Source organism: Listeria farberi (assembly GCF_014229295.1).
Taxonomy (GTDB): Bacteria; Bacillota; Bacilli; order Lactobacillales; family Listeriaceae; genus Listeria; species Listeria farberi.
This window is the reverse complement of sequence record NZ_JAARZL010000001.1, coordinates 554622-573652: the sequence shown is the minus strand read 5'-3', so window position 1 is coordinate 573652 and position 19031 is coordinate 554622. Positions and strand designations below refer to the sequence as shown.

The following is a 19031-nucleotide window of genomic DNA, read 5'->3' as shown; positions in this document are numbered from 1 at the left end:
ATCAATCTACTTCTCTACTTTACCAATTTATAAAGGGATTAGCAATCTTTTTATATGATTTTATTGGTCTAGACAGTTGATAATACTATCTTAATATTTAATAGTAAAAATTATTTTTCACAAACTTTTTCTAGAACTCAGCAGCACTTTCATACGCTACCGCTTTAGCAGCTGCCACTATTTCTGCTTCTTTGCTTGGATTGTGGTCAATACCTTCAACAAAAATCGATGGTACCACATCAATGCCGATAAATTGTAAAATTGTGCGCAAATAAGGTTCTCCGTGAGTAAATGAACTTGTTGGTCCAGCAGAATAAATACCACCGCTACCATGAATTAAAATCGCTTTTTTATCTTTTAGAAGTGCTTCGGGACCATGTTCTGTATAGCGGAATGATTTACCAGCAATAACAAAAGTGTCTACATAAGCTTTTAAAAGTGGTGGGATTCCAAGATTCCAAAGTGGGAAAACGAATACATATTTGTCTGCTGCTAAGAATTGTTCTGTAAGCGAATTGTAGGCATTTAATCTTTTTTGTACCTCTGGCGCTAAGTCAGTAAATGATTTACCAGCTTGTAATTCCCGACCAGCTGTCATTAATTCTAAATCTAATAACGGAACTTCTGTATTATATAAAACTAATTCTTCTACTGTATCAGACGGATTTTTTGCTTTGTATTCGTTGATGAAAGTAGCTGCTACTTGAGAACTTCTCGATACTTCATTTGGAAGTGGTGACGCTTTAATAAATAGTACTTTTGACATTATGAACACCTCATTGATTTTATTTGTTCCTTCTATATAATAGTACTATCCGTGCGGGGAGTCAATTTGATTTTAAGCAAATAATCATTGACATTTTCACTAGGAGTGCTAAGATAAATACAGAATTCTAGAGTGTATTAGCATCATTTAATACACACTCCGTTTTTCAATACACTAATTGGAGGTATTATAATTGAAGCGTATTGACCGCATTTATGAATTTATTTTAGAAACCCCTTCAACTAAGTCGATTCGTGAGCAACTAGAAAATAATGAAGGTTTTACTGCAACTACTATTTCAAAAACATTAGATATTTTAAGAAATAACGTCAGCATGGAATTAAATGAACTCCATAGACAAGGAAAAATTATTAAAATCGTTGGGCGGCCAGTGCTTTATTTTCCGAAAAGATCTGTGGAAGAAGAAATTGGCCGTGTGCTTTCAGATAATGAACTAGAATTTGAAAGTTGCGAAGCGCTTTTGAAAATTTTGAAGCCAAGTATCGTTGAAAGAAGCCCTTTCGATGATTTAATTGGCGTAAATGATAGTCTTAAAACCCCTGTCGAACAAGCCAAAGCAGCAGTACTTTATCCACCAAACGGCTTACATACAATGATTCTTGGACAAACTGGCGTGGGTAAAACATTGTTTGCTAACTTAATGTATCGTTTCTCGCAACATGCCAAACGATTGCCGGCTGATGCCCCATTTATTATTTTCAACTGTGCCGATTATTATAATAACCCGCAACTCTTGATGTCTCACATTTTTGGTCATGTGAAAGGTGCCTTTACCGGAGCTGAAAATGATAAAGGCGGACTCGTTGAAAAAGCAGAAGGTGGTATTTTATTCCTTGATGAAATTCATCGTCTCCCTCCTGAAGGCCAAGAAATGATTTTTTATCTAATGGACTCTGGCACTTACAACAAACTCGGTGAAACTGACCGAACACGAAAATCCAATGTTTTAATTATTGGAGCAACGACAGAAAATCCGGAATCTTCCTTATTAAAAACATTTATGCGTCGCATTCCGATTATTATTACTTTGCCAAGCTTAGAAGAAAGAACTGCTTTTGAACGGGTGGAACTACTTAAATACTTACTTTCTAGCGAGGCGCACCGTGTAAATAAACCGATTCGGATTGAAGATGAGGCTGCCAAGGCGCTGATTGGTAATACTACTTATGGTAATATTGGCCAGTTGAAATCTAACATTCAACTCGTTTGTGCGCAAGGTTTTTTAAACAGTTTTGATAAAGACGATGAAATTTTAATCGATTTTAAAACTTTACCGATAAATATTAAAGATGGCTTTTTCCACTTTAGTAATCGACGCAAAGAACTTCAAGCCATCGCGGAATATCTAGAGCCTTACACGACTATTTTCCCTGAGCTAAACAACACGTTAATCACATCTGACGAATATGAGCCAAACTTCAATCTTTACAAAATTATTGAAGATAAAGCTTCTATTTTAATGGATCAAGGTGTTGAAGATGACGATATTAAGAAATTTATCAAGATGGATATTGATATCCACCTTAACAGTTTCTATAACAAATTCAAAAACACCATCCATAATCGCGAAAATATTTTAAAAATCGTGAATGAAGAAATCCTTAATTTTGCAGAAGGTATTGAACAAAGAATCGAGCATCAGCTAGGCAAAAAGTTAAATGAGCGTTTCTTACTCGCTTTTAGTCTGCACTTAACTTCCTTTATTAAACGTATTGAAAGTAACAAACCGTTAAAATACACGAATATCGAAAATGTGGTTAATGATCAACCTGAAGCGTACGAATTATCTCGTGAAATTAAAGATGATATTGAGGCTACCTTCCACATTCGCGTTCCAAATATGGAAGTAATGTATCTAACCCTTCTCATTAGCTCGCTACTCAAAGAACAAGAAAATGCGCGAGTTGCTGTACTTGTTGCTACTCATGGAAATAATACCGCTAGCAGTATGGTTAGCGTTGCCAAAAAATTACTCGGCGAAGGATTAGTCGAAGGAATTGATATGCCGCTTGATCAAAGTCCGAAAATCGTTCTAGATAAGCTGACTGAACGAGCGAAGGAAATGGATATGGGACGCGGTCTACTTCTACTTGTTGATATGGGATCGCTCACAAGTTTTGCTCCAGTTATTTCAGAACGGACTGGTATTCCGGTTCGCTCAATTGATATGGTTTCAACTGCGACAGTTATCGAAGCTGTTCGTAAATCAAACATTCTTGATATGGAACTAGATAGTATTTACGATTCCCTGAAAGATTTCCGCGGCTACGGAGGCTATAATTCTGATGATGATACACTCGATTCTAATCAAAAGCCACACGCTATCGTTACTATTTGTGCGACTGGCGAAGGAACAGCTGAAAAACTTCAACTATTTATCGAAAATATTTTAGATACCATCACAACCGACGCCATTAAAGTCATCCCAATCGGCTTACATGAAATGGACACAAGATTAGAACAGCTACAAGAAGAAAACGATATTCTAATGGCTGTCGGAATTCAAGATCCCAAAATTCAAATCCCCTTCATACCACTTGAACGACTTTTTGGCATTGATGGTGAAGAACAACTAGTTAGCCTTGTGAAGCAACGCAATATTATAGTTAAAAAGGGCGAAACGGGTCGAATCGCAAAAGAAATTATTGAAGAAAGCCTTAATGAATTTCTAACCTATCTTAATCCAAAGAAAACCATCGAAATTCTGAGCTCTTTTGCAAGTGTTTTAGAAAAAAAACTAGGCTACAAACTAGATAATACTTTTAAAATCAATTTACTCATCCATGTTGGTTGTGCCTTAGAACGAATGGTTCTAAATGATGGTTTAACCTACCGTGAACCAAAAAATATGCTAGAAACAGATATTTTCACTGCCTTAGAACAAACAAATAAAGAAGTCATCTATAAAATGAACTTAAAACTTACAAATGATGAACTATGCTATTTATATGATATTTTGAACGAAATTCAACCAGAAGTACTTTCATAAACATCAGAAAGCCAACAAAATTCTTACGTTGGCTTTTTTTATTTTCAACTATTGCGTTTTCTGCTACATTTTTTAGGGTAATGTTGTATGTATGTCTAAGATAAGTATTTAGTGTATTAATGTAGTTATTTAGCGTATTAAGCTCCTATTCACCTTTTAGTACACGCTTACAGAAGCCTTGAACCACTTCTATTAATAAAGGGGGGCGTTTGATACAGAAAAGTTGGCACAGTTTTTGCGTTAGTATTAATGGATGCTTTATATCCACGCTTTAAGGAGGAGATACTTATGCCAGTTGCAATTATTATTGGCACACATGGTGAAGCGGCGCGTGAATTGCTCAAATCAACTGAAATGATTATTGGCAAACAGGATAATGTTGAATTTATTACATTTGTACCTGGAGAAAACACGGATACGCTTATTACCAAGTATAAAGAAAAACTAGATAAATTAGATACTTCAGAAGGTGTTATTTTTATGGTCGACTTATTTGGTGGTAGTCCTTATAATGCATCTAGCCAAATTGCCCTTCCAGAAGAAAATATGGATGTTGTAACGGGCGTTAATATTCCAATGTTACTTGAAACACTTTCCATGCGTGCAGCAAGTAATCAAAAAGATCTAGTAGAGACAGCTTTAACAGCAGGAAGTGATGGCGTTAAGTCACTGAAAGCATCATTACCAAAAAAAGAAACAGAAGTCGGGGAGGACGATTTATAATGGAAATTCGCTTAGCACGTATTGATGATCGCTTAATTCACGGTCAAGTGGCAACAGTTTGGACAAAAGAAACACAGGTAGAACGTATTATTGTTATTAGTGATGATGTAGCAAAAGATGAAGTACGTAAAACCCTTCTTACACAAGTAGCACCTCCAGGAGTTAAAGCAAGTGTTGTCGATGTACAAAAAGGAATTCGTGTATATAACAATCCTAAATACGCTACAACACCAGTAATGCTTTTATTCACTAACCCAACAGATGTATTAACTTTAGTAGAAGCTGGAGTTAATATCACTACAGTAAATATTGGTGGTATGGCATTCCGCGAAGGTAAACATATGATTACTAATGCAGTATCTGTTGACGAAGCTGACGAAGCAGCATTCCGCAAACTAGATGAAAAAGGAATCGAACTTGAAATCCGTAAAGTCGCTTCTGATAATAAAGTAAAACTTATCCCGCTACTCGATAAAGAAAAATAAGCTTTCATTTTTAACATAGAAAGATATATAAATGTTTAAAGGAAGACCTTTAAAGGGGTGATTCATGAATAATAGCTCATGTAACAGACGCTTTCATTATTCAGTCATCATATTGAAATTATCTTTTTTATCATTTTAAAGAAAAATTGGGAGGGAAATATATGTCAGCAATACAATTAATCCTTGTATTCCTCGTATCATGTATTAGTGGTATGGGTAGTATTTTGGATGAGTGGCAAACGCACCGTCCATTAATTGCCTGTACGTTAATCGGTCTTGTTTTAGGGGATATTACAACCGGTATCATTATTGGGGGAACACTTGAAATGATCGCGCTTGGCTGGATGAACATCGGAGCTGCTGTTGCACCTGATGCTGCACTTGCATCTATTATTTCTACTATCTTAGTTATTACAGGGGGACAAGATATCAGTGTAGGTATTTCGCTAGCGATTCCTTTAGCTGCTCTTGGTCAAGTACTTACAATTCTAGTTCGTACAATTACAGTTGCTTTCCAACACATGGCTGATAAAGCTGGTAAGGAAGGTAATCTGCGAAGTCTCGACTGGATACATGTTACTGCACTACTACTTCAAGCAATGCGTATCGCAATTCCAGCCGTTATCGTTGCGGTAACAGTTGGTACTAGCGCCGTAGAAAATTTACTCAATGCCATTCCTGATGTTATTGTTAATGGTCTTAACGTAGCTGGCGGATTTATCGTTGTTGTTGGTTACGCAATGGTTATTAACATGATGTCAGCTAAATATTTAATGCCTTTCTTCTTCTTAGGCTTTGTTGTAGCAGCATTTACTGCCTTCAACTTAGTAGCACTAGGTGTTCTAGGGCTAGTTGCAGCAATCGTATATATCCAACTAAATCCTAAATATCAATTGAAAGAAGCTATCCAACAATACGGCGGGGGCGGCGGCGGACGATCAGCAGATGATCTCGACGACGATCTTGACGACTAAGGAAGGGGGGAGAAAAAATATGAGTGAACAAATTACAGTTAATGAAAAGAAAATAACGAAAAGTGATTTAATGGGCGTTTTCATTCGTTCCAACCTCTTCCAAGGGTCGTGGAACTTTGAACGTATGCAATCTTTAGGTTTCTGTTTCTCAGTAATTCCAGTAATCAAACGTCTTTATCCAGAAAAAGGACCAGATAGAGAACAAGCTATCAAACGTCACCTTGAGTTCTTTAATACCCATCCATATATGGCCGCACCTATCTTAGGTGTAACGACCGCAATGGAAGAACAAAAAGCCAATGGCGCTGATATTGATGATGGTGCTATCAATGGTATAAAAGTTGGTCTAATGGGACCACTTGCCGGTGTTGGGGATCCTATTTTCTGGGGAACTGTTCGTCCGGTACTTGCCGCTTTAGGTGCAGGTTTTGCCACTGATGGTAGTATCATCGGGCCAATTTTATTCTTCGTATTATTTAATGCAATTCGTCTAGGTTTCCGTTATTGGGGCGTATTCTACGGATATACAAAAGGTACAGATGTTGTATCTGATATGTCTGGCGGTCTGCTCCAAAAACTAACTGAAGGAGCTTCCATTCTCGGACTATTCGTTATGGGTGCCCTCGTTAATAAGTGGACAACAATTTATGTTCCACTTGTAGCTTATACAACTGAAGACTCTAAAACTGGTAAAGACGTTCCAACTACTGTCCAAAGTATCTTGGACCAACTAATGCCAGGTCTTCTTGCCCTTCTTCTAACATTCGCTTGTATGTGGATTCTGAAGAAAAAAGTCAATGCTTTATGGCTAATTTTGGGACTATTCGTTGTTGGTATTCTTGGTTACTGGTCAGGTATCTTAGGACTTCCACCAGCTGGGTATTCACCGCTTGGGTAATGGGTGGTTATAATAATTTGGAAAGAACCGGGATTAATCCCGGTTCTTTTTTGTGTCTTATCTACATTTTTTCTCATTTCTTTATCCAGTCCAGCAAATACTTACTTCGCTTTGCCATTTCCATCAACACTTTTTTATTACTTATTCGTTTCTTCTACGCCTCCTATACTGGCTATTATCCAAGAGTTTTTAATATTTCTTTTCCTTGTTCCCTACATTCAGCCCACTCAATACTTGTTTCTAATGCTTCATTACTCCACAAATCTTTGTTGTTTGACATACCTTCTAATTTTTTATCTACAACAAGAAACATATCCAGCTGTTCTTTTGTTAACCAACTGTGGTCAAATAATATTTTTGCATATTGTAATGCAATATCGGAAAAGTCTGATGCCAATTCATCAGTAACAGCAAAACCTTTTAATTTTTCCATTTGTTGTTTGGCAGGCATAGAAAATTCTTCTAAATTTTCAATAATTCTTTTATGCATTAGCATGAGTTCTTCTACATCTTTTTCTGTCATTCTAGCAATCCTCCTTCTATATTAATTCGTATCGTTCCATTTTTAGGAGATGATACTTTATAGTATGCTCCCTGCCCATGATGAGCGCCACCAGGACGATACTGGATGTATAGAGAACTTCCAGAAGGTGCATTCTCACTGTAGCCTCCACCCTCCGAAAAAAGCAGCCCGCTTTTACTTCCCTTCTTTAATGGTTGAACTATCCAGCCTTCTCTTATAGCAATTTCAACAATATCTTCAGGATTTGTACCACTTAATAAACTTGGCATATCTATGGCTGCATTAGAGGAAATCAATCTTGAAGCCAGTTCTCCCTTTTCCTCGCTTAATTATGTTACAATATGACTAAACTATACCAATGATAGATTGTGAGTGATAACTAAATGGTTTGGGATGCTACTAATATCTTTTTATTCATTGCCAACATATTGACGTTACTGTATATCTTGTATAATGATGCAGTAATTCCTCTTTCAAAAGGCAAAACAGTCTTAAGTGTCAAATTGCGTTCTCGCGGACGTTGGGATGGCTATATTTTCGTTGGAATCATTATTCTTTTATTTGTTTCCAATACATTCTTTCGTGAAGGTCCGTTCTCTACTTCGGTATTACTTGCAGTTATGGGTGTATTATTCATCTATATTTGTTTCTTCCGTAGTTCAAAAGCCGTTTTTAAAGAAACAGGACTTTATTATGCCCTTCTATTCTTCCCATACGCTAAAATCGAACGGATGAATTTATCGGAAGACGGTGTGTTAGTCATTGAAACTAATCGCCAACGTTTGATGCTCTTTGCAAGATCTGAAAAAGATTTAGAAAAAATGCTCGCTGTATTTACTACATATAGCTAAAAAACGCCGCGCTCACCTTCCCTTTTTAAGAGAATGGAGCATGGCGTTTTTTTATATACCAACATTACTTAATTCTATTTCTGGAATAACAAATTCAACAAATCTTCCATGGAGCATTTCGATTTCTTCGCTGAATTTTGTATCAAAACAAATAATACTTTCTTCTAGACGGAGTACCGCAAAGCCATCTTCCTCGTAGTCCTCTAACTTCCCAACTACATGAACTAAGCCATCTTCATCTATTTCTAATACACAATGTTTTTCTTCACTTTCATGCAAAAGTTCCGCGGTAATCATATCAGGTATCGTAATTTCTACCGTGTAAACCCTACTTGGTTCTGGGTCTTCATCGGCCCATATACCAACGCATTCACCATATTCACTACTAAAAGCGATTCTGCCGTCAGTCAATTTTTTTTGAACCTTTATCTCCACTAACCATTTCCTCCTGCGCTTCAAATTCTTGCTTTATTATAGCACAAAACTCGAAAGTGACGGTAATTTTTAGCAAAGTAATTTCACTTTTTATTTGTCATTTGTCTTATTTAAAAGTATGATAAGTATATACTTTTTATAAAAGGAGACTGGGTTATGACGATACTAGCATTTGATATGGGTGGTACCGCAGTGAAGTATGGCGTTTTAACAACAGAAGGTGCAATACTAGAAAAAGGTAAATTTACAACTCCGGATAATTTGGATGAAATGATACAATTATTGGTGGATGTGAAATCTAATTATGACTATTCTTTCCAAGGTGCCGCTTTTAGTTGTCCTGGTGCAGTAAATAATGAAACCGGCATCATTGGCGGAGCGAGCGCAATTCCTTACATACATAACTTTCCTTTCAAACAATTACTAGAAGAAAAACTCGGGCTTCCAGTTGCAATGGAAAATGACGCCAACTGTGCGGCTTTAGCAGAAGTTTGGATTGGAGCAGCTAAAGAAAAACAAGATATTATTTTTATGATACTTGGAAGTGGTGTAGGTGGCGCGGTTATTCGTGGTGGTAAAGTACATCATGGCGCGAATTTACATGGCGGCGAATTTGGTTACATGTTGATGGACCGTGACGGACACACACTTAGCGAGCTTGGTACTGTCGTAAATGCTGCTAATCGGATTTCAGAACGTCTTGAACTCCCTGCTGATGAAGTGGATGGCCATCTTGTCTTTAAGCTTCGATCAGAAGGAAATGAGGTCGCCAAAGAAGAACTTGAGACAATGTTTTATTATTTAGCTCGTAGTATTTTTAATTTGCAGTATGCGCTTGATCCTGAGATGGTTGTGATTGGTGGCGGTGTGAGTGAACGTCCTGATTTTATAACTGAATTAAATAACTATGTGGATCAAGTAAAGGCGAGTGTTCCAATTGCTACAATCCGCCCAAATGTAGTTAGTTGTCAGTTTGGAAATGATGCCAACTTAATCGGGGCAACTGCCTTTCATTTAACATAAAAAAAGGAAGCTGGACACTTTGTTGCGCCAGCTTCTTTTTATGCTAATTTTTCTGGTTCGCCGCGGCTTTCTAATACTTTCGCGACTGCTTCAAGCCATTTCTTTTGTTTATTTACAACAAATTGATACTTCACACCTGAAATCATATCTACTTCTAAAATGTTGGATAATAGTTCTTTTCCAAGAATTTTTGTTCGGACTCCGCGAATTTTAGAGACCCGATTCAATGGAATATTAATTTCTTCGTCAAAGTAATCATTCGGCTTGTGTACGATATAAGTTTTGGTTAAATAAAGCTTCCCTGGGACCGCTTTAAAACCATTTTTCGCATTGGCAAGACCTTTATGAATGACTTCTAATTCTTCTTCCATAAAGCTTCTCATCTCCTTATTCTTTTACTTTTTCAGTATGAATGGACCGAAACGTTTCTTGCCACTTTGTTTAGGTGCGAGGATGTTTAAATGGCTCCCTAAGACTTCGATTTCAGCAGGGACACCTGGACCCGGATCGCCGTCTACATTGATACTTAAGTCATCTCCGCTTGCATCGATCTTTAATTTCTTTGTTTTAATATAAACGACACCATCACTATTTTTTAAATTCCCCCGTATTAATTGCGGAATCATATTAGCTGCATCAAGTAGTCCTAATTTAGTTAAAACGATGACATGAAGATGACCATCATCAATTTTGGCATCGGGAGCCCATGATTCCATCCCGCCGACAGATTTTGTTAAACCAGCTACAACAAGTGCCGCTTCACCTTCCCATACTTCGTCATCATATTCTAGTTTAAAATGGAGTAGTTCATTCCTGTTAAATGCTTTTAGTCCTTCTAAAAAGTATGCTACCGAACCAAATTTTGTTTTTTGTTCTACGCTCACTTGGTCAACAGCTTGCGCAATCATTCCAATGGCTAATACGTTCATAAAATATTGATCACCAATTCGTCCAATGTCCATTGGAACTGCTTTTGCTTTTTCCAGTGCTTGAATCGCTTTTTCTGGTTTTAACGGTATGCCCACTGAACGTGCCAAATCATTGACAGTCCCAAGTGGAATAAAGCCAAAGTCAGGTCGTTTTTCATGGATTGCTAAACCATTTATAGTTTCATTTAACGTTCCATCGCCGCCCATTGCGATAACTGCATCGAACCCTTGTTCAGATGCCCAAGAAGCAAACTCAGTCGCATCACCTGCTTTTTCCGTTAAACGTACTTCTACTTCCTCATATCGCTTTTTTAATACTTCTTCTGTTTTTCCTTGATACGTTTTTCCTTTTTCTTTACCTGATGATGGATTCACAATCAATAGTGCCTTACCCATCGCACTCACCCTCTCTTACAAAAAATTTCTATTTATATTTTCACACATAATATAGGCATCTTCACTACTATAGTTTACCTTGAAATAGGGATTTGTACCAGTCACAGCCTTGAAAAATGCCGAAAAAAGTCGTAAAGTGAAGATGAACACAAAATAGAGTTGTGGAGGAATTTATAAATGAAATCATTTCAAGCACTTTTCATTGAAAAAGAAGCAGATAATACTTCCCTTCATTTTAGAGAAACTACTTTAGATACCTTGCCAGAAAATGAAGTAACGATTGAAGTACATTATTCTGGTATTAATTACAAAGATGGACTGGCTGTACTTCCTGACGGAAAAATTGTGAATGAATACCCTTTTATTCCAGGAATTGATGCAAGTGGTGTCGTTGTTGAATCAAAATCAGACCGTTTTAGGGCCGGGGATGAAGTTATCGTGACAAGCTATGATTTTGGTGTTAGCTATTTTGGCGGTTATAGCGAGATTATCCGAGTTCCCGCGGAATGGGTGGTCGCTTTACCAAAAGGCTTAACACTCAAAGAAGCTATGATACTCGGAACAGCAGGCTTCACAGCAGCTCTCTCTGTCGACGCGCTGGAATTTAGTGGCGTCACACCAGATACCGGAAAAATTGCTGTGAGTGGAGCTACTGGCGGAGTTGGTAGTCTTAGTACAGCCATCTTAGCTAAAAGAGGATATTCAGTCGTAGCTTCTTCAGGAAAAAAAGATGCAGAAACATTCTTACATAAACTAGGCGCCAGAGAAGTCGTTTCCCGAGAAGCATTCCAACCAGAAAAAATCCGTGCTCTAGATACACAACTATACGCAGGAGCGATTGATTGTGTTGGTGGAAAACCACTTTCGTACTTACTAACTGCTGTAAAGTACGGCGGGGCAGTAACAACATGTGGTATGTCAGCAGGAGGAAAATTAGATACAACTGTTTTCCCCTTCATCTTACGTGGAATTCAACTTTTTGGTATTGATTCTGTTCTCTGCCCAATGCCAAAACGAGAACGCATTTGGAATCGGCTTGCAACAGATTTTAAATTAACTAATTTAAACGAATTAGTCACCGAAATTGCTTTTTCAGATTTACCAGATGCCCTTCATCAAATCATGCATGGTGGAATAACCGGAAGATATTTAGTAAAAATAAAATAAAAGCATTGTCCCTTTTTAGTGGGACAATGCTTTTTACCGATAAGCGACTAATACATGAGCATCAATGACCTGATCAATGATGGCCATACATTCATCATAATTTTGTTCTTCCAGTGCATCAATAAAATGCTGAATATTAGCGATTGTTTTAACACAAGCGTTTTGAGCGATTTTAATTACTTCCTCATCACCAAACTCTTGAATATTATTAAAAAAGTCATTACTGATTTTTAAGTAGTAATTATTTTTCATATAGGTTAATAAATCATTAACAAACCATTTCTCATATTCAAAATACACTGTTGGATCACTTGGTTCTACTTCACGTTCAATTTCTACTAACTTAGCGACCACACGCATCTTATTGAAACTAATTTTTTTTGTACGAATTTTTTGAATGGCTTGTTTTAAAAATAAACCAATAATCTCTGTCATTTCAAAATAGCGTTCTTTATTAATAATGCTATCCCTAACAAAAGCACCGCGAAAATCATTGTATTCCACATATCCATCTGCTGCAAGCATCCCGATAGCTTTACGAATGGGTGTCCGGCTAATTCCCAACTGCTCAGATAATGTGTTTTCTATTAAGCGATCGCCTGGCTTTAGCTCCCCGTTTCTAATCTTTTGTTTAATTTCCCGATAACAAACACTTTCTCTCGTCTCTTTGCGTTTGATTGTCATGACTTTGCCTCCTAAGTGTGCCTAAAAAATTATGTTATAAAAAGGACCGTGATGTAATAATCTCTTTCAAAAAATCGTTTTCATTCACTTTTTTCTCCATCGCTAAAAAAGGATGGTAGCTTGTATTTTCTGTGACAAGCATAGCTGTTTGAATAGCAATTATTTCTTTTGTTAGTTCGTGCTCTTTTTTTGCATTTATTTCTGATTTAGAACGAATAACTGACATGATCGTAATCCCGAAAAAATACAATACTATTGCCATGACGATAATTATCACTGCCGCAATGAGTCGTTCAGCTACGTCATTCATTAAAAATAGAAAAGACCCGCCTAATATAGCTAGAAATGCAGCGATAAAAACACCTATCATCGTACTAAGTGGTTTATAGTTCTTTTTCTCTTCCGCCATTTCAGAGTGAATAAACCGAAGTAGTTTTTCTAAGTCATCTCTTGAACTGAAACCACTTTTTTCTAAATAAGCAAATAATAAATAGCGACGCATAACTGCTAACTCTTTAAAATTACGCAACTGATAGCGGGTTTTAATAAATTTTTTCGCCCGATTATAAATCAACAGATAATAAAAAAGTGGAATACAGAGTAAACTAATTAAAATTATTGGAATAAAAAAACGATTATCCAATAAATTCATGACTATAATGTTACCAATAATTAAAAGTAGCACTAATAAAAATAACGCTCTCCAAAAACCTTTCAAAAAGCTATGTATTAAATTCCAGCTACTAAGTTTTTTAAAATAAAAATCATTTAATTTTTTTATAGCCATTTCTACACCTTTTCCTTTTTTCCTAAATTTAAGTTTAACATGAGTTATCCATTTATTAAAGTTTGTAAAGAGAATTTCACTTTTTTATTGTAATTAGTTTACATTGCAGCTAAAATTAAATATAATTAATACTATAAAATATATTTAATGGGTGAGTAAATGAAAACACTACTATATCAAAAAGTTTATAATCAGCTTAAATTATCCATTCAAGAAGGCAAGATTCCTGTTGGCAACAAAATGCCGACTGAAAATGAATTAATGGCTCAATTTGATGTGAGCAGTATAACGTTAAAAAAAGCGCTGGAGTTATTAAAAAAAGACGGGTATATTTCAAGACGCCCTCGTGTTGGTACTTTTGTTATAAATGCCTCCCCTAATAATGAACAAACAGAAACCAGGAAGTTCGATAAGCCGCTTTTTGGTTGTATTATGACAAACTTCGACGATACTTTTGGAACCATTTTATTATCTGGTATGTTAGAATATAGTGATTCTAAAGCTCATATTATCGTAAAAAAATCACTCGGAGATACTGAGCGAGAAGAAGAAATCCTGCAAGAGTTTATAGAAATGAATGTTGCAGGGATACTAATTTTACCTGCTAGCTCTAAGTTTGTTTCACCAACCTTACTGGAGCTTGCTTCTCAAAAGTTCCCTTTAGTTGTGATAGATCGTACGTTAGAAGGTTTACCGATATCTTCTATTAGCTCCGACAATACAGAAGCTGGTCGAATTATTACGGAGAAATTATTTGAACTGGGCCATAAGCACATTGGAATGATAACATCTACTAGTCCCGTGTCTACGCTTGATAGTCGAGTGAATGGATTTATTCGTGGACATGCATCTTTTCACACAGCTTTTCATTCTGATTATGTTTTTCGTGAAATTGAATCAGTGATGCCAAATTCAACTGTTTCCATCCAAACAGATATTGATAAAATTGCTCATTTTTTAAAAACACATCCGGAAATTACTGCCCTAGTAGCAACTGAATATAATATCGCACTTTTGATAAAACAAGCTTGTAGTAAGTTAGGCAAATCCATTCCTGCTGATTTATCAGTTGTTTGTTTTGATCATCCAGATAATTTTTTTGATACCTCAGCCTTTCAGTTTACCCATATTAAACAAGCCCAATACGAAATAGGCGTTAAAGCAGTTGATATGCTTTTAAATCAAGTACTAAAACCAGATACGATAAATAAAGAAACTTTACCTCCACTGCTTGTAGAAGGAGATTCAGTCGAGCCGCTAAAAAGCACCTCCAAGTAGGAGGTGCTTTTTTTACTGTTCTAATTTTGCAGCCATTTCAAGTGCGATCATTCCACTTAATTCTGCTGAATAAGGAATTTTTCCAGAAGGTTTTTCTTTCCAGTTCATTCCCATTAACAAATATCCATCTACTTTTGCATTTTCAACGAGTATTTGACAACTATTTAGTACAAAATCCCGGTAAGTTTTATCTGCTGTTTCTTCTATTAAATCTGTAAAATATCTGTAAAAGATTCCTTTGAAAAGCCCTTCGTCTCCGCCATTTCCTTCATCTTTAAATATACCATCTTCTGTTAATTCTTTTAATGATATACTCGCCGTTTTATTCGCTGTGTCTAAATATTTTGCTTCTTTAGTAATACGATATAATTCTAAATTAGCTCCGATATAAACACCTTGGTTATAAGTAAATTTCCATTCATAATCAATAGCTCCATCTTCTAAACGATTAATTCCATCTTCCACAAAGCCATCTTCGCGTACAAGGACTTTATTTTGCCATTCGTAGGTCTTCATTGCCCACTCTAAATATTTCGTTTCATTAAGTTCATTATATAACCAACAAGAAAGAATAATGAACGGTGCATTCACGGGCGTGTTTTTATAATACATTTGTGGTCGACGCCATGCAAAGCCACCTCCCATGATGTCATTCCAACCAGTATCCACTAAATCCTGCCAAACCAACTGTGCATCTTCTAAATAAATTGGTTTTCCAGTCGCTTTATATAGACGATAAGCCGCAAGTGAGTTCCAAAGCATATCATCATAAAAATCATGAATAAGCGTTTCACCATTTCTGTTTTTATTATGCCGATATGTTTTTTCGGCTATCGCCAAATCCGCTTGTTTTTTTGTGCGTAAGTAAGCATCTAATCGTACTTCAACCAAGTGAGCTAGCCACCAATAATTAAAAACTTTATTATCTTCTTCGGGGTTTTCTGTCGGATAAAAGTTATTTAAAAATTGTTCTTTTGTATCGGCAAGATAAAATTTTTCTAAACTTTGTTGAGCTAAATTTGCATATTCGGACCATTTCATCGTTTATTTATCTCTCTCTTCTTTTAAAATTTGGTTTCCTTCTTTTTCAGCTTGTGATAAAGCTTTTTCAGCTGAAATATTACCATTCATGAATTTCTCAAATTGAGGTTTCATTGCTAAACCTTCTACATCTGCATAACCTGCCACAGTTGGACGAATTTTAGCATATTTCATTGTATTTACAAAAACAGAATAATTGGGGTCTTTCGTAAAGTATTCATCTTCAGCAGCAATTTTGTTTGCTGGTAACCAACCACTAATTTTGGCAAATTCTACGCCATTTTCTGGTTTCGTTGTCCACCACTTCATAAAGTCCCATGCGCCGTCTTTATGTTCGGCTTGTTTAGGCATTACTAATCCAAACCCGCCCATGATAGCGCCTTTATCACCATTTGGTCCTTTAGGCGGTTCTACTACACCATAATCAAGGTCTTCTACTTTATTATAATCTGCTAAAGCCCACGGACCGTTGTATGTCATTGCTTCTTTTCCAGCTGCAAAAGCATCGGAACCATCATCAAAACCGCGTTGGTACACTTTTAAATCATTTTGCATTTTATCCCAATAATTTAGTACTTCTAAACCTTGTTCTGAATTGAATGCTGTTTTTTTATTATCAGAAGTTACTAGCTCCCCGCCTGCCTGCATTAAATACAAGTTAAACAAACCAACATCTTGAAGTGACATCCCTGCTTGCGTCATTTTACTTCCATTCCATTTCGTTGTTTTTTGCGCTGCAGTTGCTAATTCATCCCACGTAGTTGGTGGTTTTACGCCAGCTTCTTGTAATAATTTTTTATTATAAAATAGAATTCGGTTATCATTTAATAGTGGTAAACCATATAATTTATCACTATAGGTCATTTCTTTCACCGATTCTTCATAAAAATCATCCATCTTTACTTTGTCCTCTTTGACAAGTTTATCCAGAGGTTCAAGCACCCCTTTTGGTGCATAAAGAGCTGTTTGATAGCGATCCCACATTATAATATCAGGGAGTTCGCCACCCGCAATTCCTGTTAATAATTTTTCTTCCACATTTTCTTGCATCACATATTTTACTTTATATTTATCTTGTGACTTATTATAACTATCGATTTGTTTCTCTAACTGTTTAATTTGATCCCCTGACCAAGAGCCCCACATAACAATTTCTTCTTTCCCGCCTTTATCTTTACTACTGTCTGAACCTCCACCACAAGCTGCTAAACTGAGCAACAATACCATACTAAGAATCGCTAACAATACTTTTTTCATCCTATACACTCCTTTTTAGTTTATTTACCACCGTTATGCGCAATACCTTCTACAAAATATTTTTGTGCAAAAATAAAAACAAACAATACAGGAATGGTGGAAACAATTGTCCCAGCCATTAAAGCCCCATAATTGGCACTTTCATTATATTGAAAAGAGGCGAGTCCTACTTGAACGGTCATCATTTTTTGTGAATTAAGAACAATTAAAGGCCACATAAACTGATTCCAACCTGCCTGGAATGTCATTATTCCAAGAGTAGCTAGTGCAGTTTTAGCAAGCGGCATATAGATTTTCCAAAAGATTTTAAACTCCGAACAACCGTCTATTCTTGCAGCTTCAGAAAGTTCATCTGGCAATGTTTCAAAAAACTGTTTCATGAAAAAAATCGAGAATGCACCAGCGGCTCCTGGAATCAAAATTGCCCAATAAGTATTAATAAAACCCATTCCCCCATGACCAGTAATATCATTACCACCCATCAATGGAAAATTCTTTAATACTAAAAAAGAGGGAATCATTGTTACTACTGCTGGAATCATCATGCTTCCTAAAAATGTCATAAAGAGTCCTTTTTTTCCTTTAAAAGGAAGTTTAGCAAAAGCATAACCTGCTAATGATCCGAAGAATAAATTAGTAAGGACTCCACCAAGTGCAAGTATTAGCGAGTTTACTAGATAGCGGGCAAATGGCGTTGTACTAAAAACATCTTTGTAATTATCCCAAGTAAACATTTTAGGAATTAAGTTCATACCATTGCTTAAAATTTCACTCGTTGGTTTAAAAGAAGTAGATACTGTCCAAATAAGTGGAAAAACAGTCACTAAACTAATTAGAAGTACTGCAATATACCAAATGAACGACTTGCTCATTTTTTTTAATTTCATGGTATTCATATCAAACCTCCTTAAGCTGTTCTATCTTCTTTATTTACACGCATGTTGATAATTGAAAATACTAGTATGATTAAAAATAACACAAAAGAAATTGCGGAAGCATAACCCATTTTTAATCCGCCAAAGCCTTCATTATAAATATAGTAGACAAGTGTGATAGTTGAGTTTCCTGGACCGCCTTTTGTTAATACATATGCTTGGTCAAACACCTGAAAAGCATTGATAATTAGCATTGTTGTTACGAGAAAAGTAGTCCGAGAAAGGGATGGCCAAGTGACATAACGAAATGTCTTCCATCTTGAAGCGCCTTCAATTTTAGAAGCTTCATATAAGTTAGCTGGGATACCTTGAAGCCCAGCAAGAAAAATCATCATATTTGTGCCAAATGTCATCCAAACACTCATCAAAACAATTGCAAACATCGCCCAGTTCGAATCATAAAGCCATGCTGGACCATTAATTCCAAACCATCCTAAAACACGATTAATCAAACCATACTGCGGATTAAGCAACCAATACCAGATAGTCGCTGTTGCTACCGTAGAACATAATACCGGCACATAAAAGAATGTCCGAAACAAACCTGCTCCTTTTTTATTCATATTAATCAAGATGGCAGCCCCAAGCGATGCTACAAGACCAAGTGGTACAAACAGAGCTGTGTAGATAATCGTATTTTTTAATGAAATGAGAAAATAAGGATCTCTAAACATTTTTATGTAATTGTCAAAGCCGATCCAATTGGGAGAATTAACAATATCATAATCTGTAAAACTGACAAATAGAGCCATTCCAATTGGAAGAATCATAAAAATCGCTAGTAATAAAACAGGAAGCGCAATAAAAAGGTAAGCCATTCGTTGTTGATGTATTTGAACAGATTTATTTCTAATCGTTGCCATCATTAA

The 19031-nt window shown here is 36.2% G+C and carries 21 protein-coding genes; 9 read left to right on the top strand and 12 right to left on the bottom strand.

The window, feature by feature from the left end:
* Positions 1–130 precede the first annotated feature (130 nt).
* On the bottom strand, positions 131–766 hold the full coding sequence (locus HCB38_RS02855) for an FMN-dependent NADH-azoreductase (protein WP_185318235.1): 636 nt from the start codon (positions 764–766) through the stop codon (positions 131–133).
* A 193-nt stretch (positions 767–959) separates the two neighbouring features.
* Here HCB38_RS02855 and HCB38_RS02850 point away from each other — a divergent pair, with 193 nt between their 5' ends.
* The 5 genes from HCB38_RS02850 to HCB38_RS02830 all read left to right on the top strand — a co-directional run bounded on the left by HCB38_RS02850 (position 960) and on the right by HCB38_RS02830 (position 6856).
* On the top strand, positions 960–3776 hold the full coding sequence (locus tag HCB38_RS02850; protein WP_185607604.1) for a sigma-54-dependent transcriptional regulator: 2817 nt from the start codon (positions 960–962) through the stop codon (positions 3774–3776).
* Positions 3777–4064: 288 nt separating this feature from the next.
* Complete coding sequence (locus tag HCB38_RS02845; RefSeq protein WP_185318233.1) at positions 4065–4499, top strand: mannose/fructose/sorbose PTS transporter subunit IIA; 435 nt, start codon at positions 4065–4067, stop codon at positions 4497–4499.
* Positions 4499–4984, top strand: a complete 486-nt coding sequence (locus HCB38_RS02840; RefSeq protein WP_185318232.1) for a mannose/fructose/sorbose PTS transporter subunit IIB — start codon at positions 4499–4501, stop codon at positions 4982–4984. The genes HCB38_RS02845 and HCB38_RS02840 overlap by 1 nt, the downstream gene beginning before the upstream one ends.
* Before the next feature lie 161 nt (positions 4985–5145).
* The gene (locus HCB38_RS02835) at positions 5146–5958 is read left to right on the top strand and encodes a PTS mannose/fructose/sorbose transporter subunit IIC (protein ID WP_070753454.1); all 813 of its coding nucleotides are present in this window, start codon (positions 5146–5148) and stop codon (positions 5956–5958) included.
* A gap of 19 nt (positions 5959–5977) precedes the next feature.
* Positions 5978–6856 (top strand): PTS mannose transporter subunit IID, encoded by an 879-nt coding sequence (locus tag HCB38_RS02830; protein WP_003761108.1) that lies wholly within the window; start codon positions 5978–5980, stop codon positions 6854–6856.
* Positions 6857–7031: 175 nt separating this feature from the next.
* Here the strand turns inward: HCB38_RS02830 and HCB38_RS02825 are convergent, their stop codons facing one another.
* Both HCB38_RS02825 and HCB38_RS02820 read right to left on the bottom strand, forming a co-directional pair.
* Positions 7032–7379, bottom strand: coding sequence for a hypothetical protein (locus tag HCB38_RS02825; protein ID WP_185607603.1), 348 nt, complete (start codon positions 7377–7379; stop codon positions 7032–7034).
* A complete protein-coding gene (locus HCB38_RS02820) occupies positions 7376–7648 on the bottom strand; it encodes a hypothetical protein (protein WP_185637495.1) in 273 nt (90 codons plus the stop codon). Before HCB38_RS02820 ends, HCB38_RS02825 begins: the two co-directional genes overlap by 4 nt.
* Before the next feature lie 114 nt (positions 7649–7762).
* Between HCB38_RS02820 and HCB38_RS02815 the strand changes: the two genes are divergently transcribed.
* Positions 7763–8230, top strand: a complete 468-nt coding sequence (locus tag HCB38_RS02815) for an Lmo0779 family protein (protein ID WP_185637493.1) — start codon at positions 7763–7765, stop codon at positions 8228–8230.
* 51 nt (positions 8231–8281) lie between these two features.
* On the opposite strand, the gene HCB38_RS02810 is transcribed toward HCB38_RS02815, so the two are convergent.
* On the bottom strand, positions 8282–8665 hold the full coding sequence (locus HCB38_RS02810; protein WP_185318229.1) for a hypothetical protein: 384 nt from the start codon (positions 8663–8665) through the stop codon (positions 8282–8284).
* A 156-nt stretch (positions 8666–8821) separates the two neighbouring features.
* On the opposite strand from HCB38_RS02810, the gene HCB38_RS02805 reads away from it, so the two are divergent.
* On the top strand, positions 8822–9688 hold the full coding sequence (locus tag HCB38_RS02805) for an ROK family protein (protein ID WP_185318228.1): 867 nt from the start codon (positions 8822–8824) through the stop codon (positions 9686–9688).
* 38 nt (positions 9689–9726) lie between these two features.
* Here HCB38_RS02805 and HCB38_RS02800 read toward each other — a convergent pair whose 3' ends face one another.
* Together HCB38_RS02800 and HCB38_RS02795 are read right to left on the bottom strand one after the other, a co-directional pair.
* Entirely contained in the window at positions 9727–10059 is a 333-nt protein-coding gene (locus tag HCB38_RS02800) for a hypothetical protein (RefSeq protein ID WP_185323125.1), read from the bottom strand.
* Between the two features lie 24 nt (positions 10060–10083).
* Positions 10084–11013, bottom strand: coding sequence for a diacylglycerol/lipid kinase family protein (locus HCB38_RS02795; RefSeq protein ID WP_185618506.1), 930 nt, complete (start codon positions 11011–11013; stop codon positions 10084–10086).
* Positions 11014–11190: 177 nt separating this feature from the next.
* On the opposite strand from HCB38_RS02795, the gene HCB38_RS02790 reads away from it, so the two are divergent.
* Positions 11191–12180: an NADPH:quinone oxidoreductase family protein gene (locus tag HCB38_RS02790; RefSeq protein ID WP_185318225.1), complete on the top strand. Its 990-nt coding sequence runs from the start codon at positions 11191–11193 to the stop codon at positions 12178–12180.
* 33 nt (positions 12181–12213) lie between these two features.
* Here the strand turns inward: HCB38_RS02790 and HCB38_RS02785 are convergent, their stop codons facing one another.
* Positions 12214–12864 (bottom strand): GntR family transcriptional regulator, encoded by a 651-nt coding sequence (locus tag HCB38_RS02785; protein ID WP_185318224.1) that lies wholly within the window; start codon positions 12862–12864, stop codon positions 12214–12216.
* Positions 12865–12898: 34 nt separating this feature from the next.
* Positions 12899–13651 carry a hypothetical protein gene (locus HCB38_RS02780; RefSeq protein ID WP_185318223.1) on the bottom strand — a complete coding sequence of 251 codons (753 nt, stop codon included), beginning with the start codon at positions 13649–13651 and terminating at the stop codon, positions 12899–12901.
* Between the two features lie 159 nt (positions 13652–13810).
* On the opposite strand from HCB38_RS02780, the gene HCB38_RS02775 reads away from it, so the two are divergent.
* Positions 13811–14929, top strand: a complete 1119-nt coding sequence (locus tag HCB38_RS02775) for a GntR family transcriptional regulator (protein ID WP_185318222.1) — start codon at positions 13811–13813, stop codon at positions 14927–14929.
* A 12-nt stretch (positions 14930–14941) separates the two neighbouring features.
* Here the strand turns inward: HCB38_RS02775 and HCB38_RS02770 are convergent, their stop codons facing one another.
* Genes HCB38_RS02770 through HCB38_RS02755 form a run of 4 tightly spaced genes read right to left on the bottom strand, consistent with a single transcriptional unit; the run spans position 14942 to position 19025 of the window.
* Positions 14942–15970: a glycoside hydrolase family 76 protein gene (locus HCB38_RS02770; protein WP_185637491.1), complete on the bottom strand. Its 1029-nt coding sequence runs from the start codon at positions 15968–15970 to the stop codon at positions 14942–14944.
* A 3-nt stretch (positions 15971–15973) separates the two neighbouring features.
* The gene (locus tag HCB38_RS02765; protein WP_185318220.1) at positions 15974–17227 is read right to left on the bottom strand and encodes an ABC transporter substrate-binding protein; all 1254 of its coding nucleotides are present in this window, start codon (positions 17225–17227) and stop codon (positions 15974–15976) included.
* A gap of 20 nt (positions 17228–17247) precedes the next feature.
* Positions 17248–18123, bottom strand: coding sequence for a carbohydrate ABC transporter permease (locus HCB38_RS02760; protein ID WP_185637489.1), 876 nt, complete (start codon positions 18121–18123; stop codon positions 17248–17250).
* An 11-nt stretch (positions 18124–18134) separates the two neighbouring features.
* Positions 18135–19025, bottom strand: coding sequence for a carbohydrate ABC transporter permease (locus HCB38_RS02755; protein WP_185318218.1), 891 nt, complete (start codon positions 19023–19025; stop codon positions 18135–18137).
* Between the last annotated feature and the right edge of the window lie 6 nt (positions 19026–19031).

Coding starts and splice junctions, on each gene's coding strand:
- HCB38_RS02855 (WP_185318235.1), bottom strand. CDS start 766: ATGTCAAAAGTACTATTTATTAAAGCGTCACCACTTCCAAATGAAGTA.
- HCB38_RS02845 (WP_185318233.1), top strand. CDS start 4,065: ATGCCAGTTGCAATTATTATTGGCACACATGGTGAAGCGGCGCGTGAA.
- HCB38_RS02840 (WP_185318232.1), top strand. CDS start 4,499: ATGGAAATTCGCTTAGCACGTATTGATGATCGCTTAATTCACGGTCAA.
- HCB38_RS02835 (WP_070753454.1), top strand. CDS start 5,146: ATGTCAGCAATACAATTAATCCTTGTATTCCTCGTATCATGTATTAGT.
- HCB38_RS02830 (WP_003761108.1), top strand. CDS start 5,978: ATGAGTGAACAAATTACAGTTAATGAAAAGAAAATAACGAAAAGTGAT.
- HCB38_RS02825 (WP_185607603.1), bottom strand. CDS start 7,379: ATGACAGAAAAAGATGTAGAAGAACTCATGCTAATGCATAAAAGAATT.
- HCB38_RS02820 (WP_185637495.1), bottom strand. CDS start 7,648: ATGCCAAGTTTATTAAGTGGTACAAATCCTGAAGATATTGTTGAAATT.
- HCB38_RS02815 (WP_185637493.1), top strand. CDS start 7,763: ATGGTTTGGGATGCTACTAATATCTTTTTATTCATTGCCAACATATTG.
- HCB38_RS02805 (WP_185318228.1), top strand. CDS start 8,822: ATGACGATACTAGCATTTGATATGGGTGGTACCGCAGTGAAGTATGGC.
- HCB38_RS02800 (WP_185323125.1), bottom strand. CDS start 10,059: ATGGAAGAAGAATTAGAAGTCATTCATAAAGGTCTTGCCAATGCGAAA.
- HCB38_RS02795 (WP_185618506.1), bottom strand. CDS start 11,013: ATGGGTAAGGCACTATTGATTGTGAATCCATCATCAGGTAAAGAAAAA.
- HCB38_RS02790 (WP_185318225.1), top strand. CDS start 11,191: ATGAAATCATTTCAAGCACTTTTCATTGAAAAAGAAGCAGATAATACT.
- HCB38_RS02785 (WP_185318224.1), bottom strand. CDS start 12,864: ATGACAATCAAACGCAAAGAGACGAGAGAAAGTGTTTGTTATCGGGAA.
- HCB38_RS02780 (WP_185318223.1), bottom strand. CDS start 13,651: ATGGCTATAAAAAAATTAAATGATTTTTATTTTAAAAAACTTAGTAGC.
- HCB38_RS02775 (WP_185318222.1), top strand. CDS start 13,811: ATGAAAACACTACTATATCAAAAAGTTTATAATCAGCTTAAATTATCC.
- HCB38_RS02770 (WP_185637491.1), bottom strand. CDS start 15,970: ATGAAATGGTCCGAATATGCAAATTTAGCTCAACAAAGTTTAGAAAAA.
- HCB38_RS02765 (WP_185318220.1), bottom strand. CDS start 17,227: ATGAAAAAAGTATTGTTAGCGATTCTTAGTATGGTATTGTTGCTCAGT.
- HCB38_RS02760 (WP_185637489.1), bottom strand. CDS start 18,123: ATGAATACCATGAAATTAAAAAAAATGAGCAAGTCGTTCATTTGGTAT.
- HCB38_RS02755 (WP_185318218.1), bottom strand. CDS start 19,025: ATGGCAACGATTAGAAATAAATCTGTTCAAATACATCAACAACGAATG.